General features: G+C 55.6%; 20 protein-coding genes. 12 read left to right on the top strand and 8 right to left on the bottom strand.

Annotated features, from left to right (window positions below):
• Window positions 1-48: 48 nt before the first annotated feature.
• A complete protein-coding gene (acnA, locus tag ACKGJP_RS33185; protein ID WP_409343002.1) occupies window positions 49-2,760 on the bottom strand; it encodes an aconitate hydratase AcnA in 2,712 nt (903 codons plus the stop codon).
• 376 nt (window positions 2,761-3,136) lie between these two features.
• Between acnA and ACKGJP_RS33180 the strand changes: the two genes are divergently transcribed.
• The 8 genes from ACKGJP_RS33180 to ACKGJP_RS33145 all read left to right on the top strand — a co-directional run bounded on the left by ACKGJP_RS33180 (window position 3,137) and on the right by ACKGJP_RS33145 (window position 11,535).
• Window positions 3,137-4,240 carry an amidase domain-containing protein gene (locus ACKGJP_RS33180; RefSeq protein WP_409343001.1) on the top strand — a complete coding sequence of 368 codons (1,104 nt, stop codon included), beginning with the start codon at window positions 3,137-3,139 and terminating at the stop codon, window positions 4,238-4,240.
• A 91-nt stretch (window positions 4,241-4,331) separates the two neighbouring features.
• A complete protein-coding gene (locus ACKGJP_RS33175; RefSeq protein WP_409343000.1) occupies window positions 4,332-5,453 on the top strand; it encodes a D-alanine--D-alanine ligase in 1,122 nt (373 codons plus the stop codon).
• A 135-nt stretch (window positions 5,454-5,588) separates the two neighbouring features.
• Window positions 5,589-5,909 (top strand): hypothetical protein, encoded by a 321-nt coding sequence (locus ACKGJP_RS33170; RefSeq protein ID WP_409342999.1) that lies wholly within the window; start codon window positions 5,589-5,591, stop codon window positions 5,907-5,909.
• Between the two features lie 145 nt (window positions 5,910-6,054).
• Entirely contained in the window at window positions 6,055-7,047 is a 993-nt protein-coding gene (gene uvsE, locus ACKGJP_RS33165; RefSeq protein WP_409342998.1) for a UV DNA damage repair endonuclease UvsE, read from the top strand.
• Window positions 7,048-7,282: 235 nt separating this feature from the next.
• Window positions 7,283-8,056 (top strand): enoyl-ACP reductase FabI, encoded by a 774-nt coding sequence (fabI, locus tag ACKGJP_RS33160; RefSeq protein WP_409342997.1) that lies wholly within the window; start codon window positions 7,283-7,285, stop codon window positions 8,054-8,056.
• Window positions 8,057-8,262: 206 nt separating this feature from the next.
• On the top strand, window positions 8,263-9,072 hold the full coding sequence (locus ACKGJP_RS33155) for a sulfite exporter TauE/SafE family protein (RefSeq protein WP_409347324.1): 810 nt from the start codon (window positions 8,263-8,265) through the stop codon (window positions 9,070-9,072).
• A gap of 214 nt (window positions 9,073-9,286) precedes the next feature.
• Window positions 9,287-10,165 carry an inositol monophosphatase family protein gene (locus ACKGJP_RS33150; protein WP_409342996.1) on the top strand — a complete coding sequence of 293 codons (879 nt, stop codon included), beginning with the start codon at window positions 9,287-9,289 and terminating at the stop codon, window positions 10,163-10,165.
• Between the two features lie 437 nt (window positions 10,166-10,602).
• A complete protein-coding gene (locus ACKGJP_RS33145; RefSeq protein WP_409342995.1) occupies window positions 10,603-11,535 on the top strand; it encodes an MBL fold metallo-hydrolase in 933 nt (310 codons plus the stop codon).
• Window positions 11,536-12,293: 758 nt separating this feature from the next.
• On the opposite strand, the gene ACKGJP_RS33140 is transcribed toward ACKGJP_RS33145, so the two are convergent.
• Entirely contained in the window at window positions 12,294-14,645 is a 2,352-nt protein-coding gene (locus tag ACKGJP_RS33140) for an FdhF/YdeP family oxidoreductase (RefSeq protein WP_409342994.1), read from the bottom strand.
• A gap of 141 nt (window positions 14,646-14,786) precedes the next feature.
• Complete coding sequence (locus ACKGJP_RS33135; RefSeq protein WP_409342993.1) at window positions 14,787-15,173, bottom strand: DUF2294 domain-containing protein; 387 nt, start codon at window positions 15,171-15,173, stop codon at window positions 14,787-14,789.
• Between the two features lie 233 nt (window positions 15,174-15,406).
• Between ACKGJP_RS33135 and mobB the strand changes: the two genes are divergently transcribed.
• Both mobB and ACKGJP_RS33125 read left to right on the top strand, forming a co-directional pair.
• Window positions 15,407-16,012 carry a molybdopterin-guanine dinucleotide biosynthesis protein B gene (mobB, locus tag ACKGJP_RS33130; protein ID WP_409342992.1) on the top strand — a complete coding sequence of 202 codons (606 nt, stop codon included), beginning with the start codon at window positions 15,407-15,409 and terminating at the stop codon, window positions 16,010-16,012.
• Window positions 16,009-16,596, top strand: a complete 588-nt coding sequence (locus ACKGJP_RS33125; RefSeq protein ID WP_409342991.1) for a molybdenum cofactor guanylyltransferase — start codon at window positions 16,009-16,011, stop codon at window positions 16,594-16,596. Before mobB ends, ACKGJP_RS33125 begins: the two co-directional genes overlap by 4 nt.
• Window positions 16,597-17,287: 691 nt before the next feature.
• Here ACKGJP_RS33125 and ACKGJP_RS33120 read toward each other — a convergent pair.
• The 5 genes from ACKGJP_RS33120 to ACKGJP_RS33100 all read right to left on the bottom strand — a co-directional run bounded on the left by ACKGJP_RS33120 (window position 17,288) and on the right by ACKGJP_RS33100 (window position 22,764).
• Window positions 17,288-18,571: an IS110 family transposase gene (locus tag ACKGJP_RS33120; protein WP_409342688.1), complete on the bottom strand. Its 1,284-nt coding sequence runs from the start codon at window positions 18,569-18,571 to the stop codon at window positions 17,288-17,290.
• A gap of 597 nt (window positions 18,572-19,168) precedes the next feature.
• Window positions 19,169-19,825, bottom strand: a complete 657-nt coding sequence (locus ACKGJP_RS33115) for an HAD family hydrolase (RefSeq protein ID WP_409342990.1) — start codon at window positions 19,823-19,825, stop codon at window positions 19,169-19,171.
• Between the two features lie 180 nt (window positions 19,826-20,005).
• Window positions 20,006-20,509, bottom strand: coding sequence for a GNAT family N-acetyltransferase (locus tag ACKGJP_RS33110; RefSeq protein ID WP_409342989.1), 504 nt, complete (start codon window positions 20,507-20,509; stop codon window positions 20,006-20,008).
• Window positions 20,510-20,872: 363 nt separating this feature from the next.
• Window positions 20,873-21,703, bottom strand: coding sequence for a sugar phosphate isomerase/epimerase family protein (locus ACKGJP_RS33105; RefSeq protein WP_409342988.1), 831 nt, complete (start codon window positions 21,701-21,703; stop codon window positions 20,873-20,875).
• Window positions 21,704-21,768: 65 nt separating this feature from the next.
• Window positions 21,769-22,764: a Gfo/Idh/MocA family protein gene (locus tag ACKGJP_RS33100; RefSeq protein ID WP_409342987.1), complete on the bottom strand. Its 996-nt coding sequence runs from the start codon at window positions 22,762-22,764 to the stop codon at window positions 21,769-21,771.
• A 270-nt stretch (window positions 22,765-23,034) separates the two neighbouring features.
• Between ACKGJP_RS33100 and ACKGJP_RS33095 the strand changes: the two genes are divergently transcribed.
• Both ACKGJP_RS33095 and ACKGJP_RS33090 read left to right on the top strand, forming a co-directional pair.
• The gene (locus ACKGJP_RS33095) at window positions 23,035-23,451 is read left to right on the top strand and encodes a hypothetical protein (protein WP_409342986.1); all 417 of its coding nucleotides are present in this window, start codon (window positions 23,035-23,037) and stop codon (window positions 23,449-23,451) included.
• Window positions 23,387-26,782: a SpoIID/LytB domain-containing protein gene (locus ACKGJP_RS33090; RefSeq protein WP_409342985.1), complete on the top strand. Its 3,396-nt coding sequence runs from the start codon at window positions 23,387-23,389 to the stop codon at window positions 26,780-26,782. The genes ACKGJP_RS33095 and ACKGJP_RS33090 overlap by 65 nt, the downstream gene beginning before the upstream one ends.
• Window positions 26,783-26,817 lie beyond the last annotated feature (35 nt).

The raw sequence follows: 26,817 nt of genomic DNA, 5'->3' as shown, positions 1-26,817 counted from the left end.
TGCTGCGGGGCCGGGCCGTGCTGCGCTCTGCCGTTAGGCGGATGCAGCTTATTTGTTTGCGATCATTTGACGCAGAACGGTTTGCAAGATGCCGTCGTTGCGGAAGTAGTCCACGTCGACCAAGCTGTCGAGGCGTACGACGACTTCGAACGTGAAGCTGGATCCGTCGGTGCGGGTAGCGGTGACGGTCACTTTTTGGCCTGGCTGCACGTCATTGCTGATGCCGGCGATGTCGAACGTTTCCGTTCCCGTAATGCCGAGCGATTTCCAGCTTTCGCCGTTAGCGAACTGCAGCGGCAGAACGCCCATGCCGACGAGGTTGGAGCGGTGAATACGCTCGAAGCTTTCCGCGATAACGGCTTTGACGCCAAGCAGGAACGTACCTTTCGCCGCCCAGTCGCGGGAGCTGCCTGTTCCGTACTCTTTGCCTGCGATAACGACAAGCGGCGTGCCTTGCTCTTGGTATTTCATCGATGCGTCGTAGATCGACATCACTTCGCCGGTAGGCAGGTATGTCGTTACGCCGCCTTCCGTTCCCGGTGCCACTTGGTTGCGGATCCGGATGTTTGCGAACGTACCGCGCATCATAACTTCGTGATGACCGCGACGGGAGCCGTACGAGTTGAAGTCTTCTCTCTTCACGCCGTGCTCGATCAGGTATTTACCGGCCGGGCTGTCGGCTTTGATATTGCCGGCAGGGGAGATATGGTCGGTCGTTACGGAGTCGCCCATAAGCGCAAGCGCTTTGGCTCCGTGTACTTCCGCGATATCGCCAACCGTCGTGCCGAGATCTTTGAAGAACGGAGGCTCTGCGATGTACGTGGACTTTTCGTCCCACTCGTACAGTTCGCCTTCCGGTACGTCGATCGCGTTCCAACGCTCGTTGGCGCGGAATACGTTCGCGTATTTTTCGCGGAACATGTCCGCATTCAGCGAGCTGCTCACGGCTTCGGAAACCTCTTGGTTGGAAGGCCAAATGTCCTTCAGGTATACCGGGTTGTTGCTGCCGTCGTAGCCGATCGGCTCTTTCGTCAGGTCGATGTCGACCGTTCCTGCCAGCGCGTAAGCGACGACAAGCGGCGGCGAAGCCAGGTAGTTGGCTTTAACTTGAGCATGAACGCGGCCTTCGAAGTTCCGGTTACCGGAAAGAACGGCTGCAACGGTCATGTCGTTGTCGGCGATCGCTTTGCTTACTTCGTCAGGCAACGGACCGGAGTTACCGATACAAGTTGCGCAGCCGTAGCCTGCAACGTGGAAGCCGAGCGCTTCAAGCGGCTCGATCAGGCCTGCTTTGGTGAGATATTCGGTAACGACAAGGGAGCCTGGAGTCAAGCTGCTCTTCACGTATGCCGGTTTTTGGAGTCCGAGCGCAACGGCTTTCTTCGCTACGAGACCTGCAGCGACCATAACGCTTGGGTTGGACGTATTCGTACAGCTTGTGATCGCCGCGATCACGACAGCGCCGTTCTTCATCGGAACGGATCCGTTCGCGTACTCGACTTGTACGGTTTCGGCGAGCTTCTCTTCGCTCAGGCCGTATCCGCCTTTGTCGATCGGGTTGCGGACGATCGTGTTGAACGATTCTTTCATCGCAGTCAGCTCTACACGGTCTTGCGGACGCTTCGGACCGGCCAAGCTTGGCACAACCGTAGACAAGTCGAGCTCGATCACGTCGGTGAAGATCGGATCGGCCGTTTCGTCGGTACGGAACATGCCTTGTGCTTTATAGTACGCTTCAACGAGCGCAACTTGCTCTTCTTCACGGCCGGTGCCGCGCAGGTAGTTCAGCGTTTCGCTGTCGACAGGGAAGAAGCCGATCGTAGCGCCGTATTCCGGAGCCATGTTGGCAACCGTCGCGCGGTCGGCCAGGCTGATGTTGCTGAGGCCGGAGCCGTAGAACTCGACGAATTTGCCGACAACGCCTTTTTTACGAAGAATTTGCGTAATCGTAAGCGCCAAGTCGGTAGCGGTCGAGCCTTCCGCCAGCTTGCCGGTCAGCTTGAAGCCGATAACTTCAGGCGCAACGAAGTAAAGCGGTTGTCCGAGCATGCCGGCTTCCGCCTCGATGCCGCCGACGCCCCAGCCTACAACGCCGAGACCGTTGATCATCGTCGTATGGGAGTCCGTACCCACTAGGGAATCCGGATACACTTCGGTTTCGCCGTCTGCGTTCTTCGTTGCAGCGACGGAAGCGAGGTACTCCAGGTTAACTTGGTGAACGATACCCGTTGACGGAGGAACCGCACGGAAGTTATCGAACGCCGTTTGCGCCCAGCGCAAGAAACGGTAACGCTCTTCGTTGCGCTCGAACTCGAGGTTGATGTTCGTTTCAAGCGCCGTTTTGGAGCCGAACGCATCGACCATTACGGAGTGGTCGATAACAAGGTCGACCGGTACGAGCGGGTTGATCCGCTTCGGATCTCCGCCTGTGCGTTTCATCGTTGCGCGCATCGCGGCGAGGTCGACGACAACCGGTACCCCGGTGAAGTCTTGCAATACGATACGTGCCGGAATAAATGGAATTTCTTTGTTATCGTCGCGTCCGGTCGCCCAGCCGGCGATTTGTTTGACATGTTCGTTTGTGATGGCTCTGCCGTCGAACTGGCGAACCGCTGCTTCAAGCAGTACTTTAATGGAAAAAGGGAGCTTGGAAATGTCACCGTGTCCTTTTTCTTCAAGACCTTGCAGGCTGTAGTAGACGTAATCTTTGCCGTTTACCGCCAGCGAGCTTTTAACCGAAAAATGGTCTTTCTTTGGCATCTCAATTGGCCTCCTTATGAAATGAAGTCATTTGAAATCGTTGCTGTTTCAACAGATGAAACTGAATTTCAAATTTCCATACTATAAGTATACCGTTTTACGGCTGTTCCGTAAACCCCCTTTTCACCTGCTGCGAAGGCGGTTTTTCGTCTGAAACCGGGCTGCGGCAAGCCTTTTGGAACGGTTCAGCGCTTGCGATCGGCGGCCTTCCATTTTACGGAGGCTTTGGGGGTCTGCACGCATCGGAGCATAGCTTCCCCTGAAGCGGAGTGAACTAAACATTTTTTGCGCCGCGGTTTCATATGGTTTAGAAATGATCAGGTCGCTTGCGCGGTCCTGCCTGTCATGCTGCCCAAACGCCAAGGAGGTGCCTTTTGTGAGCTGGAAAACGGTGCTTTACGATTATGTGCACAACCGGAGCCAAATGGAGCTTGATTATGCGGTTGCTCCCGTCCTGTCTCTGGTACGCGACGAAGCGTTTGCGGATAGGCTGAACCGCAGGGTAAGCCGGACGATGCTGCTGCATATGGAACGGAATTTGAAGCCGCTGCGCCATGAAACAAGGCTGAAGCTGCTGTCGCTGGAAGAAACCGAAGGAAATTTGTATGTCGATATCGCCATGAACCGGATGATGATTTACGAATGCAGAGGCAGACGGAGCCGCGAAGACCGTTCGGAACGCGAACGGATCAAGCTGTCGTTTCGGAACGGGCGCTGGATCATTGCGGAGGTCATCTCCCTGCAAACGGAGGATGACCGTTCGGGCAAGTGGTTGCAGGCAGACAAGGAGCTTGCGGATAACGGAGAGAGGCCGTGGGATTCGGGGGCAGGTCCGGGAGATTTCGCCAGGACCCGAACGGGAGATTCCTATTCGGATGTTTTTGGAGCGGAACCGGATGACTTGACGGTGGTGAAATCCACCCCGTTTATAAACAAACGTCAAGTGTACGCGCATTTGGAGGCGCAGGAGCGGCGTATGACGTACGACCGGGAAAAAGTCCGCCAATACGCGGACACATGGTGGAATGGAGCGAATCCGCAGTATGAGCATTTCGAGGTGGATTGCTCGAGCTTCGTATCGCAGTGCATCTTTGCAGGCGGAGCGCCAATGAACTATACTGGAAAAAGAGGTTTGGGGTGGTGGTACCGCGGCAAGTTCGGGTACCAGGAGCTGTGGAGCTACAGCTGGGCGGTCGCCAACTCGCTGGCCCGGTATTTGGGCTCCAAGAGCCGCGTCGGACTAAGCGCCGAAGCGGTCGATTCGCCGCGCGAGCTGGAGCTCGGGGACGTCGTCAGCTACAGCTGGGAGGGCGGTCCGTATCAGCACAGCACGATCGTAACGGCATTTGACGGCGAGGGCATGCCACTAGTAAACGCTCATACGGTTGACAGCCGCCACCGGTATTGGGATTATCGCGATTCCTACGCGTGGACCGAGCAAACCAAATACAGCTTTTATCATATTGCCGACAGGATGTGAGCGTACCCCGCCGCGTCAATCGCGCTATTTGCATAGAGAAAAATAACTATCGCCGGGCTTTCCGCCGGAAAGCCCTATAGGAGGAGCACCGATGACGAAGAAAATCCGGGTTGGACTAGTGTACGGGGGCAAATCGGGGGAGCATGACGTATCCCTGCAAACCGCGCTGGCCGTTATTAAGGCGTTTGACCATGCCAAATATGAAATTCATCCGTTCTATATTACGAAGCAGGGCGAATGGCGCCAAGGGCCTGCGCTCGCCGCGCCTGTTGCATCCAAAGCGGAACTGACGTTTGCATCGCTGCCGGATGGCGGCGACGGACAGACCGGAGAAGCTTCGCAGCATGCGATCTCGCCGATCTTCACCGCGGCAGGGGAGGAGGACGGCCGTCCTCTTGACGTCGTTTTTCCGCTGCTGCACGGCACGTACGGGGAAGACGGAACGATCCAGGGGCTGCTCGAAATGGCGGATATTCCGTACGTCGGTGCAGGCGTCCTAGCTTCGGCTGTGGGCATGGACAAAGTCATGATGAAGAAGCTGTTTGCGCAGGAAGGGCTGCCGCAGTGCTTGTTCCGCCATTTTACGCGCTCCCAATGGGAGACGAACCAGTCCTTCTATTTGATGGAAATTGAAACGGTACTCGGCTATCCGTGCTTCGTTAAGCCGGCCAACCTTGGATCGAGCGTCGGCATTTCGAAGGCGCGCAACCAGGAGGAGCTGCTGAGGGCCGTGGCGGAGGCGTTCCAATATGACCGGAAGGTTGTCGTGGAGGAGCTGATCGACGCGCGCGAAGTGGAAGTTAGCGTTCTCGGCAACGATCGGCCAGAGGCGTCCGTTCCCGGCGAGATCGTTTCGTCGAACGAGTTCTACGATTATAAAGCGAAGTACGTCGACGGCAAGTCGGCGATGATCATACCGGCCGAAATTCCGGATGAAACGAAGGAACGGCTGCGCGAGCTTGCCGTTCGCGCATTTGAAGCGATTGACGGATCCGGCTTGTCCCGCGTGGACTTTTTCCTCGACAAGGCGGACGGAAGCATCTACATCAATGAAATCAATACGATGCCTGGCTTCACGCCGTTCAGCATGTATCCGATGCTTTGGGCCGAATCCGGCAAGCCTTACGGCGAGCTGCTGAACGATCTGATCCGGCTTGCGCTGGAGCGCCATGAAGCAAAACGGAGCATCCGTTACAGCTTTGATGTCGAGTAAGGTTCGCGGCGCTAGGATTTCTTATCGCGCCGGAGCGCAGCGGGTTATTTTAGCGTGAATTGCGGTCTTGGAGGCTGCAAAAGCTTGTCTCGCGGCATAATTAATGGGTGATTTTATTTTAGCGGAGGTGTCAGGATGGGGTTTCAGACCGAATTCAATTCCGTTTGTAAATTCAAGTCCAAGCAGGAGCTGGACGATCTTCTTGAGTACGGCCGGGGCAAAATGGTCAAAAGCGGCTTCCGCGTATTCCCGACCGGCCAAAAGGTCATCGCGTATACGCCGGAAAACCAGGCGATCGCGATCGTACGGATCATCGCTTCGATCGCCGAGATCAACTTCCAGGGCGAGGAAGTGACGCAGGTCGAAATGGAGCTTGTGCGCAAGCTGACCGCCCAGGAAGCGGAAGTGCAGACGTCGCTTGCTCATGAAATGTTTTTCGGGGAGCATCAGAAATAATTTTTTTGCCGGTTTCGGTAAGACGATTAGGGGACGGCTGAGCCATATTTTCGTTCGGTACGGGGAATGTTACACGTTATGCAGAGTATAATGGCTTCGGCAGCCTTCTTTACGCCTCCGAAGCGGGAAATGGAGCCCTGTTCCGATGATCGTACGATTCGGCTATGTCGCGATGTCTACCGTCGTCCAGCATGCATCGCCTTCCAGAACGATGACGGCGACCCGGTTCGCCCAGCTGCCCGACCGGGAAGCGGCCATTCGCAAGCTTGAACGGATCGCCGCCGAAAATTTGCAAAATACGCTGCGTCTGCTGCGCCATAACCGGGCGCACGACATTCGCGTTTACCGCTTTTCGTCCAAGCTGATTCCTCTCTTCAGCCATGAGCTGCTGGCCGGCTGGGACCCGTTCCCGGTTCTGGCCGAAGATTTCGCCGCAATCGGCGAATACGTGAAGGAGAACGGCATGCGGACAAGCTTTCACCCGGATCATTTCACGGTGCTGAGCACGCCGCGTCCCGAAGTGCTGCGCAGCTCGGCGAAAGATTTGGACACGCATGTCCGCATGCTGGAAGCGATGGGGCTTGACGAGTCGGCGAAATGCAATATTCATATCGGCGGCTCCTACGGCGACAAGCCGACGTCGTTCGAACGGTTCTGCCGGCAGTTCGGGGACTTGGAGCCGCGGATTAAACGCCGGATGACGCTCGAGAACGACGATAAAACGTACACGGCGCTGGAAACGCTGACGGCCTGCGAACGGGTACGGATCCCTATGGTGCTGGATCTGCATCATCATACGGTCAATAACGAAGGGACATCGGCAGAGGAGCTATGGCCCCGAATCCGGCAAACGTGGCAGCAAGAAGCTAGCTCGGCGCCAGATGGCGAACAAGCGCCGCTCCCGCCGAAGATTCACGTCTCCAGTCCGAAGAACGAGAAGGATTTCCGGGCTCACGCCGAATACGTCGATGCGTCCCCGCTGCTGGCATTTCTGCAGGCGGTCGCTTGCGACACGCCGCGGCTCGATGTCATGCTGGAAGCCAAAATGAAGGACTCCGCGCTGTTTCGGCTCATGCGCGATTTGACCGGTATTCCCGGCGTCAAGCCGCTTGGAGCCGCTTCCGTTGAAATCGGCTGACGCCAAGGCCTTTTCGATTCATGAAAAACCGCTTTTCCCACTTGAAAAATGGGTAAAAATGGGGTACGTTGAAGGATAGAAAGCGCTTGTCCTTTTAACGTTATCCTATTTATTCTGCGTTTTTTTGGAGCGCCCGCCGAAGGGGCTGAACGGACCGTGCTGCCTATCGAGACTGTTCTGGTCAGCAGGGCTTCCTTCGCGAGGTTACTTTGTAGGAGAGGGGATCGGTTTAATCATGAGTCAATTGTTAGCCGGTAAAAATATTCTCGTCATGGGTGTGGCAAACGATCGCAGCATCGCATGGGCGATTGCTCAATCGCTTGCAGCCCAAGGCGCACGCCTTGCCTTTACATACGAAAGCGAACGGGTGGAGGAACGCGTCCGCAAGCTGGCGGAGACGCTTCCGGGGAGCTCGCTCGTTATTCCTTGCAACGTGACCGTCGACGAAGAAATCGACGCGCTCGCGGCAGCGCTCAAGGAGCAGTTCGGCGTCCTGCACGGCTACGTCCACAGCGTGGCATTCGCCAAAACCGAGGAGCTGGAAGGCTTGTACGTGGATACGTCCCGGGCAGGTTTTGCGCTTGCGCACGACATTAGCGCCTATTCGCTCGTCGCCGTCAGCCAGCGCGTTTATCCGCTCATGACCGAAGGCGGCAGCATCATGACGATGACTTACCTCGGCGCCGAACGCGCCATGAAAAACTACAACGTGATGGGCGTCGCCAAAGCCGCTCTCGAAGCGAGCGTTCGCTACTTGGCTAACGACCTTGGCCAGTACAACGTCCGCGTCAACGCGATTTCCGCAGGTCCGATCCGCACGCTCGCCGCAAAAGGGATCAAAGATTTCAACTCGATCTTGAGAACGGTCGAAGAGAAAGCGCCGCTGCGCCGGACGACCGAAACCGCCGAGGTCGGGGACACCGCGATGTTCCTGATGAGCCATCTGTCCCGAGGCATTACCGGCGAAGTCATTTATGTGGATAACGGCTATCATATCGTAGGCGTATAGACTTTAATCCCGCAGCAAGCGATCGCGCGCTGTAAACGAACCATCCGTAACAAGGGGGAACCCTTGCCCGGATGGTTTCGTCGTTTTGGATGATCGGCAAGAAGGCCCGGCGCAAACCGGTTTTCCGGCTTCGGCATGCATAGTCTTAATAAAGAGAAATCAAACTTCAAGCGACATTGCAGATAAGGGAGTAGAGCGGATTGGTTATCGGATTCATCGTTTTGTTTCTTATCGGTCTCGTTTCCGCCACGTTCGGAAGCATCGTCGGCCTCGGCGGAGGCATCATTATCGTTCCCGCCCTTACGCTGCTGGGACCGGCTCTGCTCGGCGAAACGATCTCAAGCCCCGTCGCTGTAGGGACTTCCCTCACGGTGCTGATCGTTACCGCGCTGGCCTCGACCGTTACTTACGTCAAGCAAGGCAAGGTCGATTTTCGCAGCGGCTGGCTCTATTTTGCGGCAAGCGGACCTGCGTCGATTCTCGGCGCTTCGTTTACGGGGGCGTTTAACGGATCGGGCTTTCAGCTCACGTTCGGCTTTTTTATGCTGTTTATGGCGGGCCTGATGGTGGCGCGGGATTACTTGAAGCCCGTCCATATCGATTGGCGCATCCAAAGGGTGCTCGTAGACGCCTCGGGTACGGAGCATCGTTACGGCTACAACATCATATCCGCACTGCTGGTTGGCGTAGGAGTCGGCCTTATATCCGGTTTGTTCGGCATAGGCGGAGGTTCGCTGTTCGTGCCGCTTATGGTGCTATTGTTCCGGTATCCGCCGCATGTGGCAACCGCGACTTCGATGTTCGTCATCTTCTTGTCCGCCATTCTGGGCAGCGCGACGCATGTCGCCTTGGGCGAGGTGGACTGGCTTGCCGTTGCGGCGCTCGCGCCGGGGGCTTGGTTCGGCGGCAAGCTGGGAGCGCGCATCGCCTCGCGTATGAGCGGCAAAGGGCTGCTTTGGCTGCTCCGCATCACGCTGTTCGTGCTGGCCGTCCGGATGATCGTTGCAGGACTGTAACGATTGGGAGAGACGGAGCGCGGTTGCTTGCCGTATTCCCCGATTTGTCACATGTCACGATCAATTTTGGTTGAAACGCCGTAGCAATTATAACGTAATATGACTATACTGAACTTGTACGGAAAAACGCTTTCGCAACGCTGGTTTCGGGCTTTTTCCGTAAAAGCGAAGGCCGCGGGTCGGACGATTTCGGGTCCTCCGGCGGTAAGTCAGAATGAAAGAGTGGATACCATTGACGACTGAAGGCAAATCGGCATATACAGTTAGCGGTAAAAGCTTTACGGCGGTTGCCATCAATACGGCGGCGAAAGCCGGAGAATGGATCAAAAGCAAGCTCGGCGATTACAATAACCTCGACTTGAAATATTCCAGCCACGATCTTGTAACGGAAGTGGACAAGGGCTCGGAAACGATGATCCGCAATTTGATCATGACGCATTTTCCGCACCATTCTTTCCTTGGAGAGGAAGGCGTCGAGGCGGGGCCGGAAGCTTCGGCGGAAGCGCTTAAGGAAGTGCGGGGAGACGAGTACTTATGGATCGTCGATCCTCTGGACGGCACGACGAATTTCGTGCACGGCTTTCCTTATTTTGCGGTGTCGATCGCTCTTGCGCACAATGGAGAAGTGATCGTCGGCGTGATTTACGACCCGATTCGCGACGAGCTATTCGTTGCGGAGAAGGGGAAGGGCGCTTATGTCAAAGGCAAACGGATGACCGTTTCGCAGGAGCTCAAGCTTGCGGACGGGCTGATCGCAACGGGCTTCCCGGTCGACCGGAAGGTGAATCTGCCTTGCAACTTGGCGGGCATTCAGGCGCTCGCTCCTAGAGTCCGCAACATACGTACGGCTGGAGCGGCCGCGCTGCATTTAGCTTACGTGGCGGCTGGCCGGTTGACCGGCTTCTGGGAAATCGGGCTCCATCCGTGGGATATTGCGGCAGGTTCATTGATGGTTCAGGAAGCGGGCGGGCACATTACGGATACGGCGGGACGTCCGTACTCGCTGGAAACGCGCCATGTGATCGCCACGAACGGCGCCATCCACGGCGAGCTCCAGGCGGTTCTTTCCGAAGCGAAGGCGACAGGTCTATAAAAGCACAGAGAAAGGCGTTCAATCCTTCGGATTGGCGTCTTTTTGCTATGTAGAGGGAACGAGGGACGGTCTTCGGTTCCGGAAGGCGGTTCGCAAATGGCGACCTGGCATCATGCCGGAACGTCTTCGGTTTTGTATCGTATTAATCTAGATAGCCACGGGTTGGAATAAAGCGTAGAAGAAAGCGGCAAAGGCGGATGGGGGAATGGGGTGCAACGTTTACGGCCGCTATACCGACATCCCCGCTCTTTGCCGCGCGCAAACGGATTTCGTATACCAAGGACGGCGAAGCCGTTGATCCTTGATTGATCAGAAAGTATATCGTGGAAGTCGCTCTAAATCTCGGTAAACGCGCTTGTCCCTAAAAGGACGGCGAAGCCGTTTATCCTTGGGTCATTAACCATATAGGGGATTAACGATTAAGGGGGTACAACGTCATGTCGAAACAACGCTACCGCTATGCGAATATGGGCGGTGTCGAGCGGATGAACACGCTGGGTGATATGCTGCAATGGCGCAAGGAACGGAAGGCGAAGCGGAAGGATTTGTCCTTCGTCGTGCCGCAGGCGCCAAGCGAAGAGATCGAACGCATGCTCGCTGCCGGGGACGAGCCGACCGTCACGTGGATCGGACATTCGACCTTTTTGATGCGGCTCGGCGGTCTATGGATCGCAACCGATCCGGTATGGGCGGAAAGCATGGGATTCATGAAACGGCTTGCGGCACCCGGCGTACCGCTGGAGAAGCTGCCGCCGATCGATGTCGTGCTGATCTCGCACGGCCATTACGATCATCTCGATTTTCCGACGCTTCGCCGGATTCGCGCCAAGGGGCAGCCGCTTGTGCTGGTGCCGCACGGTTTGGCCGGTAAAATGCGAAGGAAAGGATTCTCCCGCGTGCAGGAGCTCGCTTGGTGGGAGGACATGCAGGAAGGGAGCGTAACGTTTACGTTCGTGCCGGCTCAGCATTGGACGAGACGTACCCCTTGGGATACGAACTCCTCGCATTGGGGAGGCTGGGTTCTGCGGGATGGAAGCCGCACCGTCTATTTTGCGGGGGATAGCGGATATTTTGGCGGCTTCGCCCAAATTGGCGCGAAATATAAGCCGGATTACGTCCTGATGCCGATCGGCGCGTACGAGCCGGAATGGTTCATGAAGCTGCAGCACGTCAGTCCGGAAGAGGCGGTGCAGGCGTTCGTGGATACGGGAGGCCATTATATGATCCCGATGCATTACGGGGCGTTCCGGCTGGCCGACGATACGCCGAAGGAAGCCCTCAACCGGCTTTACACCGAGTGGGGGCGCCGCTTGCTCGATCCCGACAGGCTGCTCGAGCCGGTTCACGGAGGGACCGTTTGGTTGAAATAGAACATGCCGCTCACGATTCGTGGGCGGCATTTTTTTTGATAGAAGGCAACCCGAAACTTTGGGAAATAATGGGAAATGTATTGGGCGCTCTGTTTGCGCAGGCTGAATACTGCTCGCAGAACAGGAGTTTAGACGACGCTAAAGACGCTTAATCCGTCAGTTACCCCTGATCTTGTGAATATAGAAGTCTCTAGGGACTTCTAATTGGCTGTGTAGAGCGATTTTGGGGCGGATAGCCGGAATTAGAAGTCTTTGGCGTCTTCTAAATGTGCCCAAATGAGGGAAGGGGACCAATTAAGAGTCCCTAGGGACTCTTAGACGATCGGCATTACGGTGCCGGTGTGCCGGTGCCAAGCCAGAGCCGGAGCTATAGCTATAGCTAGAGGCCAGAGCCAGGCTAGAGCCAGAGCCAGGCCAGAGCCAGAGCCAGAGCCAGAGCCAGAGCCAGAGCCAGAGCCAGAGCCAGAGCCAGAGCCAGAGCCAGAGCCAGAGCCAGAGCCAGAGCCAGAGCCAGAGCCAGAGCCAGAGCCAGAGCCAGAGCCAGAGCCAGAGCCAGAGCCAGAGCCAGAGCCAGAGCCAGAGCTAGAGCCAGACCTAGAGCCGGTGTGGTATAAGGCATTTATTTATGGTTGTATATCCGAAGGTTTCATCCGTCAGACGTTCATCTAGCTTCTCTCAACTTCGCCCAGCTTGTCATCGCACGTTCTTCTTCCCGCTTATTTCTCTCGACATACATGGGCAACAGACGCTGTCGAAAGCTACTCGATTTCGGTTTCCAGCTCGGCGATTCGCCGCTCTACGTACTTCGTGTCCTTGAAGGCGTGGAACGTTTCCGCTTTCTCGACGATGACCGCCGCGTTGTATTCGGGAATGCCGGCAAACGGCTCGTAGACGCCCTTGGGCAGAAGGGCGTTGCCCTCCGGCCAATAGACGGCGATATTGCCTTCGCGGATCATATCGAATTTGGCTCGCCCGTAGAAGTAGCCGTGCCGGTTATAGGCGACGATGGCGTCGCCTTCGCGAATGCCGAGCGTGCGGGCGTCGTTCTTGTGAACGAGCACGTCGAACCGGTCTGCGGCGTTAAAAGGATCGGTGCTGCTGTACACCATCGAATTGAACTGCTTGCCCCTGCGCGTCGTGACGTAGAAATGCCCTTCCGGCTTCCGCAGCTCCGGCAGCTCGATCGGCAGCAGCCTGCCGCGGCCGTCGGAAGTCGGGCACGCGCCGCCCTCGCACAGATAGGCGTTGCCCCATTGGAAAACGTCGCCCTTTTGCCGCAAATGCTGCACGCCGTCGTAATAGGGAGCGGCTTTCGCGATTTCCTCGCGAATCGCCTGCGCGCTGGCCAGACTGTCCAGCGCTTTGTGCCCGGGCTTTACGCGCCCGGCGAGGTCGGCGTAGATGCTCCATTCGGCGCGGGCTTCCCCCATGCGCCTTCCCTCGATTTCGGGCGAGAAGTAGACCATCCGCTCCGTCGACGTCGACGTTCCGCCTCCCGGCTGCTCGTAGCGGGTCATCGCCGGCAGCACGACGACCGCCTCCTGAGCATCCGCCAGCGTGGAGGTGTTGAGGATGATGTCCTGATGGACGCGAATGTCGACCGATTCCAGGCAGCGTCCAATAAACGCAGGATCGGGCATCGTTTCGAGAAAGTTGCCGCCCGACGTATAGAACAGCTTCAGCTTCCGTTCGTGCTCTTCCGGCAGTACGGCATTCTCCAGCGTCACGCCGACGATATCGCCCTGCCAGCGGGGCAGGGGAAAGCCCCAAAGCCGCTCGATTCTGCGGATATCGTCTTCTTTGAAGTCGCCGCCGGGCAGGCTGAACGGGTCGGCGCCCATTTCGCCCGAGCCCTGCACGCCGCTGTGGCCGCGAATCGGCATGACCCCGCAATACTCGCGCCCGAGAAATCCGCGCAGCATCGCCAGATTGGCGACCTGCGAAATATTGTCGGTCCCGAAGCGGTGCTGTGTCAGTCCCATGCTCCAGACGAAAACGGCGGATTTCGCTCCGGCCAAAAGCTCCGCGAATTCGCGCATACGCGCCTTGGTCAGACCGGAGGATCGTTCCAGCAGGCTCCAATCCTGACTTCTGATGTGCGCTTCGATTGCCGCAAGCCCGGTCGTATGCGCTTCGACAAAGCGTCTGTCGATTGCCGATCCCCGCTGTTTGTCCTCCATGTCGAACCAGTGCTTCATGATGCCGTTCATAAAAGCGATATCGCCGCCGATGTTAACCTGGTAAAAGTCATCCGCGATCTTCGTGCCGAACAAGGCCGATTCCGGGATCGACGGCACCCAGTAGCTGTCCATCGAAGGTTCGTGATAGGGGTTGATGACGATAATTTTGGTGCCTTTGCGTTTGGCGGCATACATATATTTCGTGGAGACCGGCTGGTTATTGGCCGCGACGCTGCCCCAAAAAATGAGCACGTCGGTACCGATCCAATCCTTGTAGCTGCAGCTGGAAGCGCCGATGCCGAGCGAACGCTTCAGCGCGGTCTTGGAAGGCGAATGGCAGATACGGGACGCATTGTCGATATTGTTCGTCCCGAGAAGTCTCGCCACTTTGCCGGCCGCGTAATACGATTCGTTCGTGATGCCGCGCGCCGTCAAATAGAAGGCCAGCTGCTTCGGCCGGATGCGGCGTATTTTGTCCGCGACCAGATCGAGCGCTTCGTCCCAAGAGATGCGGCTAAAGCGCTCTTCTCCCTTTCGGCGGATGAGCGGATAGGGGATGCGCCCCAGCTTGCGCAGCTCGGAGCTGTCCATCTTGCGGAGCTCGCCGATATCGGCATGGAGTGTTTCCGGCGCGATCGCCGGCATCGTATTCAGGCGCAGCACGTTCAGCCGCGTCGTGCAGAGATGCGGGCCTTCAAGCGTCCGGTCGTACAAACCGGACACGCCGAGCGCGCAACCGTCGCAGACGCCCTGTGTCAAAATCCGGTAAGCGTACGGGAGGCTGTCGCGGTTTTCCCAGACCACCTTCATCGTATCGCGAATATGATGCGGCTTGATTTTGCCGAGACCGAAAGGAACCTTGCTCACCCACAAGCGCGGATCGGGGCGGGAGGGCAGCTTGATCGGCCCGCTATGTTTCGTGTTGCCCATTCGTAGCACCTCTTTCGTCTTTCGGGAGTATGGAATTAAAAAACGCCGCGATATGACGGTTTCACATGCTAACGTCATTTCACAGCGTTCGTCTCCGGCAGGTTCGCTGCCAAGCGCCAACGGCTTCTATGCTTTTTGCGTCTAGTGTCCTTTAACGGGGCCGGCTTCGTTCCCGCCGAATTTATGCGCAATGTCCTGATCGAATACGAAAACGGACATGCCGAAGTCTTTATCGATGTCGATATCGACGTACAGATCGAGGAATTTCGCGCCCAGCAGCTCCTCCAGCTCGACAGGCGGATGGTTGCGATACATGTCCTTCACCATTTGAGTGCGGGCCTGCCGTAAAATATGCTTGCCGTCGTCCGATGTCGAAATGAATTTCTCGACGGGCGACAAGTTACCGGATATTTCGCAGATCGCCCAGTTTTTGCAGAACGTCGTTCGGATTTCGCGGGGGCCTTTGCCCATATGCCGCTTGCGAAACGCCTTGACGATGTTGCTGAACTCGGCTTCCGTTTTGTTCATATCGTTCTCAACTCCGCCGGTTTATTCATTGTTTGCGCGTTCGTTTAACCGGTAACAGGTTGCGCTATTCCGTGTCAATCGAGTATCGCAAAGCTGTGCTGAAGCGTCCGTATTGGGCCGGCAATCCGAAAAAGAGATCGCCTTTATTGGTATGCGCGAGCGCCCGGCGTCATGTCCAAGGTTATTTTATGGCTGATTTATGCTAATCTTAACAAAGAAAGCGTATGCAGACAATGATTTTTCGCAGCAATCAAGGCGATAATTCGAACGGCGATAAACGGATGGGAGTGATGGAGGTGAGCGGTCCCTGCGTGTTTCAAGTAGTCGGGTACAAAAATACCGGCAAAACGACACTGATCTGCCGGTTGATCGAAGCGTTCAAAGCCGGCGGTTACCGAGTCGGTACGATTAAACATGACGGGCACGATTTCCGCATGGATACGCCGGGCACCGATACGTGGAAGCAAAGAGCGGCCGGTGCGGATATGGTGGCCATAACGTCGGCTTATCAAACGGCGATGATCCGCAGCGGTCCGGCGGAGCTGCAGGAGCTGATCGACCGGATGCGCGAGGCGGACGTTATTTTGGTTGAGGGCTTTAAGGCGGAGCATTATCCGAAAATCGTCCTGCTCAAAGAACCCGCGCATCTGGAGCTGCTGGATGCGGTTTCCCGTCCGCTTGCCGCCGTCTGTTGGTATGAGAGAGAGGATGCGGAAGGGGGCGCTACCATTGAACAGGCAAAGGTGCCGCGCTTCTTGATCGACGATGTTGACGGAATATCTCGCTTGCTGCTCGCTATCGTCCACACGAACGGACAACAGAGAGGGGAGCGGCGATGATTCACGGTATATTATTGGCCGGCGGGCGCAGTTCGCGGATGGGCACTGATAAGGCGCTGCTGCCTGTTGAAGGCAAACCGCTCATCCGGCATATTTGCGACAACCTGCTTGCCTTGTGCGCAGATGTCACCGTAGTTGTCGCGAGCCTGCAGGAGCGACGCTATGCGGATGTGCTCTCAGCCGACACGGACAGCCGGATCCGCTTTGCGGAAGACCGCTACCCGGGGAAAGGACCTCTTGCGGGCATTCACGCCGGCTTGTCGGCCATCCCGGAAGCCGGCTACGGCTTCATCATGGCATGCGATATGCCGCATGTGTCCGTCCCGTTATACCGGGAGATGGTCGAACGGCTGGACGGAAGCGTAGGCGCCGTCTTATGCGCGGGACAGCCTTTTCATGCTTTTTACCATAAGCGGGTCGCCCAAACGGCGGAAGCGTGCTTGCGTGATGACCGTTTGCGACTGCAAGCTTTTTATGCGGAGCTGCAAGCCGTATATGTAGAGCCGGACGGCAGCGGCTGCTTCGAGAATTGGAACGCGCCGGCCGACTATGAGGCGTATTTACGCAAGCTTCGCGGCGGCTAAAGGCGATTTAGCGCCGGTGTTAAGCGGAACGCATTTGCGTACGGTGTCCGGAGCATGTTCTCCCATAAAGTTCCTAGGAAGAATCGAAAGTGAAAGTAGACGTCTCGGGTAAGGCCACGTAGGAGGGATCTAAAGTGAAAGTAGCGTCTTTCGCAAACCCCCAATTGGGAGAATCGAAAGCGAAAGTAGACGTCTCGGGCAAACCCTCCTAAGTTAAAAACAATAGTGAAGCTGGGCTCACTATTACTGAACCTAAGTTCACTCCCTCTGTTCGTAGTGATTATCTCACGAATACTCGCTCATTCGCAGGATTTCACCATTCTTTGAAGCAGGCTTTCCGTAGAGGCAAGGACCTGACCCGTTGGGAGCATCATTTTGGGTATGCGGGAATAGAGGAAAGGCCTCAATCCCCAATCATTTCCGTTATGATGCACGTATACTCCACAATCGTCTTGGTGGTTTACCCTCCCAATTCTCAACGGGTCTTCGCCCTTACATTCCTTCGTTATACCTATCCAAGAGGTGGAGGCCGAAATGCTAGTGTAACGGGTCAGTGCCCTTTGTGAACCCACATTCGGTACTCCGTGCTTATGTGTTTTCCATCCTGCGAATGAGCCAAAATACGTACGCTAACCTTTGTGTTCCCATGCTACTTTCCTCTTGTGAAACATGTTGCCCAAGTGGGAGCCTCCTAGGCTGCAGCCTCTTGTACATCGTTCGCCCGAAAGGCTTCCCCTCGTTTTACCATACCTATCATGATCCGTGTTAGTTTACCGATCAGTTTAAAGACGGAGCGATGCTTTTTCATCTTCTTTTCTTTTACGTTTTGCTCGTGCCACCGTTTAAACTGCGGGTTATTTGTAATCAAGGACAAGGTTCCCAAATACAGATATTTGCGCAGCTGTCGCCTGCCTCGTTTTGAGATTCCTACTTTGCCTTCGTATTTCCCCGAGCTGTTATCCGTTAAGTTGAGACCCGCTTGGGAAAGGATCTGTTGTCCATGTGCATACTTGCTTATCTCTCCGCATCCGGCCAATAAAGCGGCTATGAACAGCGTGCTCAGCCCCTTTATGGTGCGAAGTAGGTTCACCACATCCGGTACCTGGGCAAGTAGGATGTCGAGCTCATGCTCCATCTCCTTTAGCCTTTCGGTTAACCGTTCATAGTCCTCTACAAGCCGCGCAATTTCTTTACGCGCTTCTTCACATCCAACCTTACTCCCAACAGAACTACGGGCTACAGCGAGGAGCCTGGCGGCCGTTTCTAGTCCTGTCTTCCCGCCTGCACGCTTCATGCCGCCTTCTTCCTTCCAGCCGGTAATCATCTGCTCAGCTGTCATCGGTGCGATATCTTCGGGCAGCGGGAAAGCCTTCAGCGTGGCGACTGACCGCGCAATCTCCCAGTCGGAAAATACCAGTCTGTACTCAGGAAAGTGAATATCCAGCCAGCGGTGAAGTCGGCCCTTCAAGCTTGTCAGTTGCTTGACCCAGTATTCGCGGTCGTTCATTACCATGCGCAACCGCCGATAGATGGCTGCGTGCCGATTGTAAGTGGTGTAATATCCACGGCTTACGGCATCGGCAATGACCAGCGCGTCTTTGATGTCGTTCTTGGATTGGCTGTTATCTCGGTTTTCCTTGTTACGTTTTGTGGTCAGGGGGTTAACGAGAACGACCTCATGGCCAAGGTCCATCAACCAATCGGCCAAGCTGAACCAATAATGTCCGGTCGGTTCAAGGCCGATGATGAGTGAGGAGAGGCCTTTCTGTTGTTGGAGTTGTCCGATCCATCGTAAAAGTTTCCCAAAGCCCTCTCCTTGATTCTCGAACGTGACAGGTCGGCCTATCTCTAATCCACGGTAAGTAACGGCACGAGCCACATGCCGCTCCTTGGCAATGTCGATACCGATAATGAGATGATTCGTAGAAATTCGTTCAATCCGTTGATTTTGTACGTCTCTTTGTTTAAACTTCATAGTAGAGCACCCTCCCATGTGGATCTGTTAGTCACTGCCCGTGACATGATCTACTATACAGAGGGTGCTCGTGCTTTACAAAGCCGATTTCTTAGCATCTACAGGAATGCTAAAGTTCCGGATAAAGGGAAGGCATAGAGGTTTAGTGAAGTAAAGTTCACTATTAGTGAAGGAAACGGCAAATTAGTGACGTCTAGTTCATTATTTGCTAGAAAAGCAGACGTTGGCGCCAAAATAGTGAAGTTTGATTCATTATTAGTGAACTTGGATTCACTATTTGGATTTATCCTTAGTTAAGTCCAAACATTATATGTTGTGCTACTCTTACTAGCATAGGTTTCCTTTATATGATCGCTCTGTTGCTCGGTTGCCCTGATAAATTAGCCGCAATTAGCCGATGAAGGGGATAGAAAACGAACTGCCGCGAACGGCGAACGACGACGCTTCAATAGCAAAACATGCCGTCTAGAGACGGCACGTTTCCACGTATCTTCCGTTATGCTTCCACTCTTCTGATACGTTTCCACGTATCCTCTGCTATGCTTCCTCTTATCTTCCGCCATGTTCACGCATGTCCTCCGGTTCAATTTCCGTCGCTCATGCTTGCGGGAAAGCAGCCAAATAGCGCCGGAATTCCTCCGCGTTCGAGACCGTTGCATCGGGCTCGAACGCGAAGACCGGGGACTGGACGACGTCCAGCCAGCGGACGCCGATGACCGTGACGCCTGCGCTGCGGCCGGCTGCGATGTCAGCGTCGCTGTCCCCGACGAAGACGGCTTCGTCTTGGCCGGCTCCTAGCATCGAGAGAGCCTTCAGAACGCCTTCCGGGGCAGGCTTCGGTTCCGTTACGTCATCACCCGTGATCGAGACGTCGAATAAGTCCGTCAGCTCCAGCAGCCTGAGGGAAATGTCGAGGCTTCTGCGCGCTTTGCCGGTCACGATGCCTAGCTTGATGCCGCTTGCTTTCAGCTGTTGGAGCAGCTCCGCGATTTCCCGGTGCGGCTTGACCATTTCCGTATGAAGCTCCTCGTAAGACGCGTAAAAATCCTCGATCGCTTGGTCGACGCCTTCCTTCTTCGCCAAATGGATGCGGATGATCCCGGCCTCCGACGGACCGAACATGGAGACGACCTCTTCATCCGAGACATGTCTCCCGTCATACTCCCGGAACAGCTTGCGAAAGCTTTCGAAGCAGAGTGGAAGCGTATCGGCCAGCGTCCCGTCAAAATCGAACAAAACGGCTTTAATTGTCATGTTGCGCCTCTTTTCGTCGTTTGGATTGGCGACTCCGTTCGCGGGAGCCGACTTGTTTCGAGCGAGGTCGAGCATTTCCCCGGAAATAATATTCCAAAATTTAGGGTTCGACGACCGTCATGCCAAGGTGGGCAAACCGAGGAATGACCAGCGCATCCCCATAAAAAGCGCATGGCAGGGCTACCTATATGGAGGGGAATGGCCGACTTCCTGATTATCAGGTCTTTCCCGCCACGTCTCGACGGTCAGCGCATAGATGTTGTGATCTTCCCAGATCCCGTTAATTTGCAAATACTTTTTGGCAAGCCTTTCGTATTCGAACGAATTCCGTTCCAGTGCGCCGATCGACGGCTTATTCCACGGCATCACGGCAGCCTGCACGCGGTGCAATCCGATCTCGCCGAATGCGAAGGAGACGGCCAGCCCGACGGCGGCTTTTCCGTAGCCTTTGCCGGTGAACGCCTTCCCCAGAAAATAACCGAGATTCGCGTTCTGAAAAGGTCCTCGCGCTACGCCGGTCAGCGCGATCCTTCCGACCAGCAGCTCCGTTTCGCCAGCGCCGAGAAACACGCCGAAGACGTATTCCGCATCGTTGCGTCTGCCTTGCTCGCTGCGTACAATTTGTTCCCGCTGGGTCTCCAGCGTATAGAAGCTTTCCGGCCGAAGCGGCTCGAAGGGTTGCAAAACGCCCTGTTTTCCTCCCGAAGCCGCCACATGCTTTCCGCATCGGCTTGGGTCAGGGGGCGTATACAGGTGGTTTCCGAAGGTCGTATCATCATGTCTCTCCTTGGTTGATAGGGAGGAAGAACCTTTTCACACGGACCGGATTCTGGCTCCCCCGTATACTAGGATTCGTTCTTTCGATAGACGTACCGGCGTATGATGCTGTGGCTTTTTTTCTTTCCCTGGAGTTTCTACTTCGGGATAGAGGCTTATAATTCCTCCTTATCGAGGCGAGTCGGAGCCCGAAAGCCGCGTGTCGAAAGCTAAAAGGCAGGGCCCCGTTTAGGGCACCTGCCTGTGTGCGCTGCTTTCATGAAGCGCGAATTATTTTGCGCCTTCACCGATAATGACGCCGATATGTCTGGCCGTATCGTATACCGTTTGCAGCGGCGTTTCTTTATAAATGCCGACTTCCGCGGTCAACGTATCCGTGTATCCGATTTCCTGCAGCGCTTCGCGAACCGCGGTCCAGTTGACGTCTCCCGACAACAGCGGAACGAAGCCGTTGCCGGTTCCGATGCCTGGGCGGAAGTCTTTGACGTGAACCTTGAAGATGCGCTCGCCCAAAATCCGGATCCACTGCTGAGGGAAGCCGTAAGCGAGAATATTGCCTGCGTCGAAATATACGCCGACATGCTTCGACCCGAAATGATCGACGTAATCTCTCATTTCAAGCGGGGAGAGGAGAAACTTGTTCCACACGTTCTCCACGCCGATGCGCACGTTGCGCTTCTCCGCCTCGCTAACGAGCAGCTCCAGCTCCGCGCGGCTGCGGTCGTAGCAGACGTCGTAAGACGTCTCCTCATTGACGGCACCCGGGACGACAAGCACCGTGTCGGCTCCGAGGATCTCGGCCAGCTCCAGCTGCTTAACGACAACGCGGCGTCCTTGTTCGCGTACGGCGGGATCGACTGCGGATAGCGGCGAACGCCACAGGAGCGAGGTCGAAATACTGCGCAGCTGCAGGCCGTTCTCCCGCGCCAGACGGCCGATCGCTTCGGCTTCGCTGGCCGTCGTGTCCATCGTCAATCCGACATCGCCCTCGGGATTGATGTTCAATTCAACCGCGTCGTAGCCGGCCTCGCGGCTGACGGCGAACAGCTGCTCTAGCGGCGTGCCTGCCGGAAAGCACCATTGGTTAACACCCTTTAGCATGTATGAAATCTCCCTTCATCCAATCGCATATCGTACTGTTCGAACGGTAAAACCGGGCGTCTTCGTTACGCGTGAGCTGCGGAGCCGGGGATGGAAACCGAGCGGTGTTGAGCGGCCGATTCGTTTACCGCCAAAGTCACTTCAAGCGTAGCGACCGCTTCGTCGTAGCTGCACAGCACAAGATCCTGCCGCTTCGTGCGCACCGCTTCTACGAATGCCCGGTTTTGCTCGAGATAGAAGTCCATTTTCGATTTGATCGTAATGTTCTGCTCATCGTCGATGATTCGCAACGTCGTGCCGTTTCCGTCGAGCTGCATATAGAAATCCCGTCCGAAAAATTCCACGTCGGCGCGTCCGAAATGATTGGCCAGAGACGTGTTGCTGAAGTTGCCTGCCGCGCCGGACTGCATCTTGAACGAGAAGACGCCGACATCGTATACCGTCGCTTCCGGATGCAGCTTCTGAATTTGACGCTGCTCGTGAATTGCGTGTACTTCCGCGAAATCGCCCGCCAAATAACGGATCAAATCCACCTGATGCGTGGATTGCTCGACCAGCTGGCCGCCGGACAGCTCCATTTTGCGCCACCAGGCAACGGGGGGCATGCCGCCGATCCGGTAGCCGAGCACCATGTCGATTTCCTTGCCGGCCAAATATTTTTTGGCGTGTTGAACGTTGTCCAAATAACGGAGACAGTAGCCGGAGCTGTTGATGATGCCGGCTTCGCGAATGACGCGGGCATTCGCTTTGGCTTCCTCCAAATTCAGCGTGACGGGCTTCTCCGAAAGCAGGTGAATACCGCGCTTGGCCGCTTCTTGCTCGATGCCGTTCCTGGCGAAAGGCGGCGTGCATATGTATAGCGCGTCGATTTGTCCGGAGTCGAGCAGCTGCTCTGCAGTTTCGTAAGCGGTTGCGCCGTAGGTCGTTGCGATCTGCTGCGCTCTTTCCGCATTAATGTCATGAACGGCCGTAATGACGGCCTGCTCGACTTTTTTCAGCGTGTTCAAATGGTATTCCGCAATGCCGCCTACTCCGATAAATCCTACTCTAACTTTTTCCACCCGTATTTCCTCCCTTGTCCTGTGCGGTTGAACCCGTACACGAACAGAATAGTCGATTCGGCCCGGTCTGTATTTAAGGAAATCGCTAGGCAATTTACGCAAAAAGCAACATCTGGTTTAAATTTTTATTTTATTGAATTAATAATTGACTAAAATTTTATTTTAAATTATGATTTCTATGACTTTAGCGGAATAGGGGGACCGATAGGAAGAGATCACGAATCTGCTTGTCGCGATTAGCGAATCTGATTAAAAGGAGAGAGTATCCTCATGCGTTTTAAACTGTTTGCAAGCGCTTTATCCAAACGTCGAGTCGTATCCGCTTTCCTCGCCGTATCTTTATGTGTTGCCCAGCTGGCGCCCGGCGTTATGGCGAACGGCAGCGATCCTATAGGCGCTTCTTCTGCAAACGCTTCCAGTCCGGTGAGCGACCGGCTGCTTGCGAAGAACGTTGCCGCTCAATCGATCGAGCTTGAGAATGCCGGTTCGGTGCAATTGGCGGAAGGCTATAAGGTCGAGCAGCATCTGAACGGCCATGTCATCAACAAATCGCTAAGCCAGGTCATGGTCGGCACCAAAAACGTCCGTTTTCAGTTCGACGGAGAGAATAAGGTATCAAAAAATGATCATCGACGGCCATACCCCGGTCGAAACGATGCGCGTCGGAATCCGCAAAAACATCAATGACATCACGGATTATTCGCAATTCAACCACTCGGCGATCTCGTTCAAATCGGCGGGCGGCTTCAAAATCGTGGACAAAAAAGCGAACAAAGAGCTGACGGCGGCTTCGAATGAGCTTGTAACTTTTACGGCAGCCGGAGGGCAAATGTCGGTGGCGGCCGGAGCAGAGATATACAGCACGGGGAATCGGCTCTATGTCGTGCCGAGCAGCGAGAACTCGCTGATTCAAGCGATGTCCTACACCCGGGCTCAGGGCAATCCGCTTTACCGCGGCGTGTTCGAGATTTCCTTGAACGCCGACGGCGCTACGATGAAGCTCGTAAACGAAGTGACCGTCGAGCAATATTTGTATCAGGTCGTGCCGAGCGAAATGCCTGCCAGCTTCGGGCTAGAAGCTTTGCGGGCGCAAGCGATCGCGGCGCGCACGTATGCGCTGACCGATTATTACAGCAACCGGTTCGCAGACCGCGGCTTCCATATCGACGACAGCACGCTAAGCCAGGTTTACAATAACAGTGCCGAAAATACGACCACCACGCAGGCGGTTAACGATACATCGGGCAAAATCATGAAAAGCGGCAATGATCTTGTCGATGCCCGCTTCTATTCGACCTCCGGCGGCTATGGCGCCTCGAAGCACGAGGTGTGGGCGGATACGGACGCGAACCAGATGTTCCCCGGTACGCCAATTCCTTACTTAGTCGCGAGAAGCTATACATACGATCCGAGTGACGAAACGAAAATTTTGGCGATCGACACGTCCGATGAAGCGCAATTAAATGCGTTTTATAAAAATTTGGCTTTGAAAAGCTATGACTCCGAATCCTTGTATTTCCGCTGGAAGGTCGGCTTGACCAAGACGGAATTGGAAAATACGATCAACGCCAACCTAAAGCCTCGTCAGGCTGCCGACCCGAGAGCCGTGCTGACGAAGAACGAGTACGGCGTATTTGAAAGCAAAGCGATACCGGCCGAAGGAATCGGCCAATTCAAAAATATGTACGTGACCAAGCGCGGTGCCGGCGGCAACGCGGTCGAGCTGGTCATCGAAGGCACTACCGGCACTTATAAAATTTTAAAAGAATACAACATCCGCTTTACGATTCGTCCTACCAAAACGTACACGCTGGGCAACGACGTGCTGGCTTACAGGGCAAAGGGAGGATCGTCGGATTACGACCCGGCCGGCAATTTGAAGAACCCTAGCATTCTGTATTCCGCTTTTTTTACGTTCGATATCGCAAAGGACGGAGCAGGTGTTCCGACCGGCGTTACGTTCTATGGCGGAGGCAACGGACACGGCGTTGGCATGAGCCAATACGGCGCTTCCATGCTAGGAGGGAAGGGCTGGACGTATAGCCAGATCCTGAACAGCTATTACGCCAATATGCGAATCGTGGATATGAACGAAACGGTATTGGCCGGTATTGCCGTAAGCGGTCCAGCTGAATTGCCAAAAGGCGGCCAAGCGCAAACGGTGGCAACGGCGGTTTATTCGGACGGCTCGGCATTTGTCGTTACCCCTGAGGTTACGTTCAGCTCCAGCAATACGGAGGTATTGCAAGTGAGCCCGGCTGGCGCGATCCAAGGTCTCAAAGCTGGCGTCGCGAACGTCATTGCGGCTTACCGCGGACAAACCGGAACCTTGACGGTACGCGTGACGCCGATCGTCGAATCCATCGAGCTTAACGGACTTAGCGCTGTTAAAGCCGGACAGGTTCAAACCGCTGTCGTAAATGCCGTTTATTCGGACGGCAGCCGTGTTGTAGTAACTGCGGGCATTACGTTCGACAGCAGCGACAAGAACGTTGCGACTGTGGATGCGAATGGAAAGGTTACCGCCTTAGCATCCGGCAGTACGGAAATTTCGGCAGCCTACCTTAACTACACAGCGCGTTACCTGCTTCAAGTATTGGAGCCGGACGTCGTGTTGACCGGCATTGCGATAAGCGGACCGACATCCATGGCGGCAGGCTCCGAGAGCCAAGTAGATGTTACGGCTACGTTCAGCAACAACTTGACTGCGAAGCAAATGACCGGCGTCGCGTTCACAAGCTCGGTTTCGAGTGTGGCAAGCGTATCGTCAAACGGTCTGGTGCGCGCTTTGCAAAGCGGCAGCACCGTTATCCAGGCGACTTACGAAGGTTTCACCGCTTCCTACGGTTTAAGCGTTCATGTAACGCAACAACCGCAGCCGGATCCGGCGCCTTCCGCTACGTCTCCGGTAACCGTACCGCCTGTGCCGGTAACGGTGACGGCGCTGTTAGAAGCAGGCAAGAACGGCAAAGCGGTCATCGATTCCGCGAAGGAAGGCAAGGTTTCCTTGCCGGTCAATGCGGGCGAACTGCTCGGAACCGGCGTTGCCGAAGTGAAATTCGCAGGCGTTACGCTGACGATTCCCGCTCAAGTTTTGACGCAGCTGCAAAAAGGAATGACGCAGGCAGGCCCGAACGCAACGATCGAGCTGGAAGCAAAACCGCTGGCTGAAGCCGCGGCCGCGCAACTGCTGACGGCCTCCGGACATCATCAAAATGCCGATATTACCGCGGCGGGCGACGTTTACGATTTCTCGCTTTCCGTTCGGGACGGCGATAAATCTTATCGCTTGGAGCAGTTCGGCGCTCCGGTGCAAGTAAACTTTAGCGTAAAAGACGGCGCGAACAAGATGCGCACAAGCGTATTTTATATCGCGGCGGACGGCTCCCTGGAGCGCATCGAAGGTACGTGGAGCGCGGACGGGAAGTCGCTCTCGGCGGATCTGAACCACTTCAGCCCGTATGCCGTGCTCGAAATCAACAAATCGTTTGACGATATGAAAAGCCACTGGGCAAGCACGGTCGTTTCCGATTTGGCGGCCAAAGCCGTCGTGCAGGGAATAACGGACCGTTTGTTCGCTCCGGAGCAGCTTGTGACGCGTGCGGAATTTTCCGCTATGCTGGCTCGCGGGCTCGGTCTGAAGGCGACGAAGTCCGGACCTTTCGGCGACGTGCCGCTTCAAGCTTGGTACGCGGATGCCGTTGCGGCCGCTTATGAAGCCGGCATCGTGCAAGGCACGAGCGGAACGTCCTTCTCGCCGGACGAGAAGCTGACCCGCGAGCAAATGGCCGTCATGCTGAAGCGCGCATGGGAGCGCCTGAACGGCCGATCGCTTCCATCCGGAAGCGGTGAAACGTTCCAAGACGAGAACGAGTTCAGCTCTTGGTCGAAAGCCGACGTGCTCAGCTTGAAGAAAGCCGGCCTGCTTCAAGGACGCGAAGGAAATACGTTCGCGCCGCAGGCGTTGGCTTCCCGTGCGGAGGTTGCGCAGGTCATTCATAGCTTGTTGAACAAGTAACGATAGAGTTAGTAGCGCCCCTCGTCGTCGGCCAT

Origin of the sequence: Paenibacillus litoralis (assembly GCF_046244365.1) — a bacterium.
Lineage (GTDB): Bacteria > Bacillota > Bacilli > Paenibacillales > NBRC-103111 > Paenibacillus_V.
This window is presented reverse-complemented; position numbering and strand designations above follow the sequence as displayed.

Bases quoted from the DNA above. Each gene is read 5' to 3' on its own strand.
- ACKGJP_RS33150 (WP_409342996.1), top strand. From the start codon at position 9,287: ATGAAAGAGTGGATACCATTGACGACTGAAGGCAAATCGGCATATACA.
- fabI (WP_409342997.1), top strand. From the start codon at position 7,283: ATGAGTCAATTGTTAGCCGGTAAAAATATTCTCGTCATGGGTGTGGCA.
- acnA (WP_409343002.1), bottom strand. From the start codon at position 2,760: ATGCCAAAGAAAGACCATTTTTCGGTTAAAAGCTCGCTGGCGGTAAAC.
- ACKGJP_RS33135 (WP_409342993.1), bottom strand. From the start codon at position 15,173: ATGAACAAAACGGAAGCCGAGTTCAGCAACATCGTCAAGGCGTTTCGC.
- ACKGJP_RS33125 (WP_409342991.1), top strand. From the start codon at position 16,009: ATGATTCACGGTATATTATTGGCCGGCGGGCGCAGTTCGCGGATGGGC.
- ACKGJP_RS33115 (WP_409342990.1), bottom strand. From the start codon at position 19,825: ATGACAATTAAAGCCGTTTTGTTCGATTTTGACGGGACGCTGGCCGAT.
- ACKGJP_RS33140 (WP_409342994.1), bottom strand. From the start codon at position 14,645: ATGGGCAACACGAAACATAGCGGGCCGATCAAGCTGCCCTCCCGCCCC.
- ACKGJP_RS33095 (WP_409342986.1), top strand. From the start codon at position 23,035: ATGCGTTTTAAACTGTTTGCAAGCGCTTTATCCAAACGTCGAGTCGTA.
- ACKGJP_RS33175 (WP_409343000.1), top strand. From the start codon at position 4,332: ATGACGAAGAAAATCCGGGTTGGACTAGTGTACGGGGGCAAATCGGGG.
- ACKGJP_RS33145 (WP_409342995.1), top strand. From the start codon at position 10,603: ATGTCGAAACAACGCTACCGCTATGCGAATATGGGCGGTGTCGAGCGG.
- ACKGJP_RS33170 (WP_409342999.1), top strand. From the start codon at position 5,589: ATGGGGTTTCAGACCGAATTCAATTCCGTTTGTAAATTCAAGTCCAAG.
- mobB (WP_409342992.1), top strand. From the start codon at position 15,407: ATGATTTTTCGCAGCAATCAAGGCGATAATTCGAACGGCGATAAACGG.
- uvsE (WP_409342998.1), top strand. From the start codon at position 6,055: ATGATCGTACGATTCGGCTATGTCGCGATGTCTACCGTCGTCCAGCAT.
- ACKGJP_RS33120 (WP_409342688.1), bottom strand. From the start codon at position 18,571: ATGAAGTTTAAACAAAGAGACGTACAAAATCAACGGATTGAACGAATT.
- ACKGJP_RS33105 (WP_409342988.1), bottom strand. From the start codon at position 21,703: ATGCTAAAGGGTGTTAACCAATGGTGCTTTCCGGCAGGCACGCCGCTA.
- ACKGJP_RS33090 (WP_409342985.1), top strand. From the start codon at position 23,387: ATGATCATCGACGGCCATACCCCGGTCGAAACGATGCGCGTCGGAATC.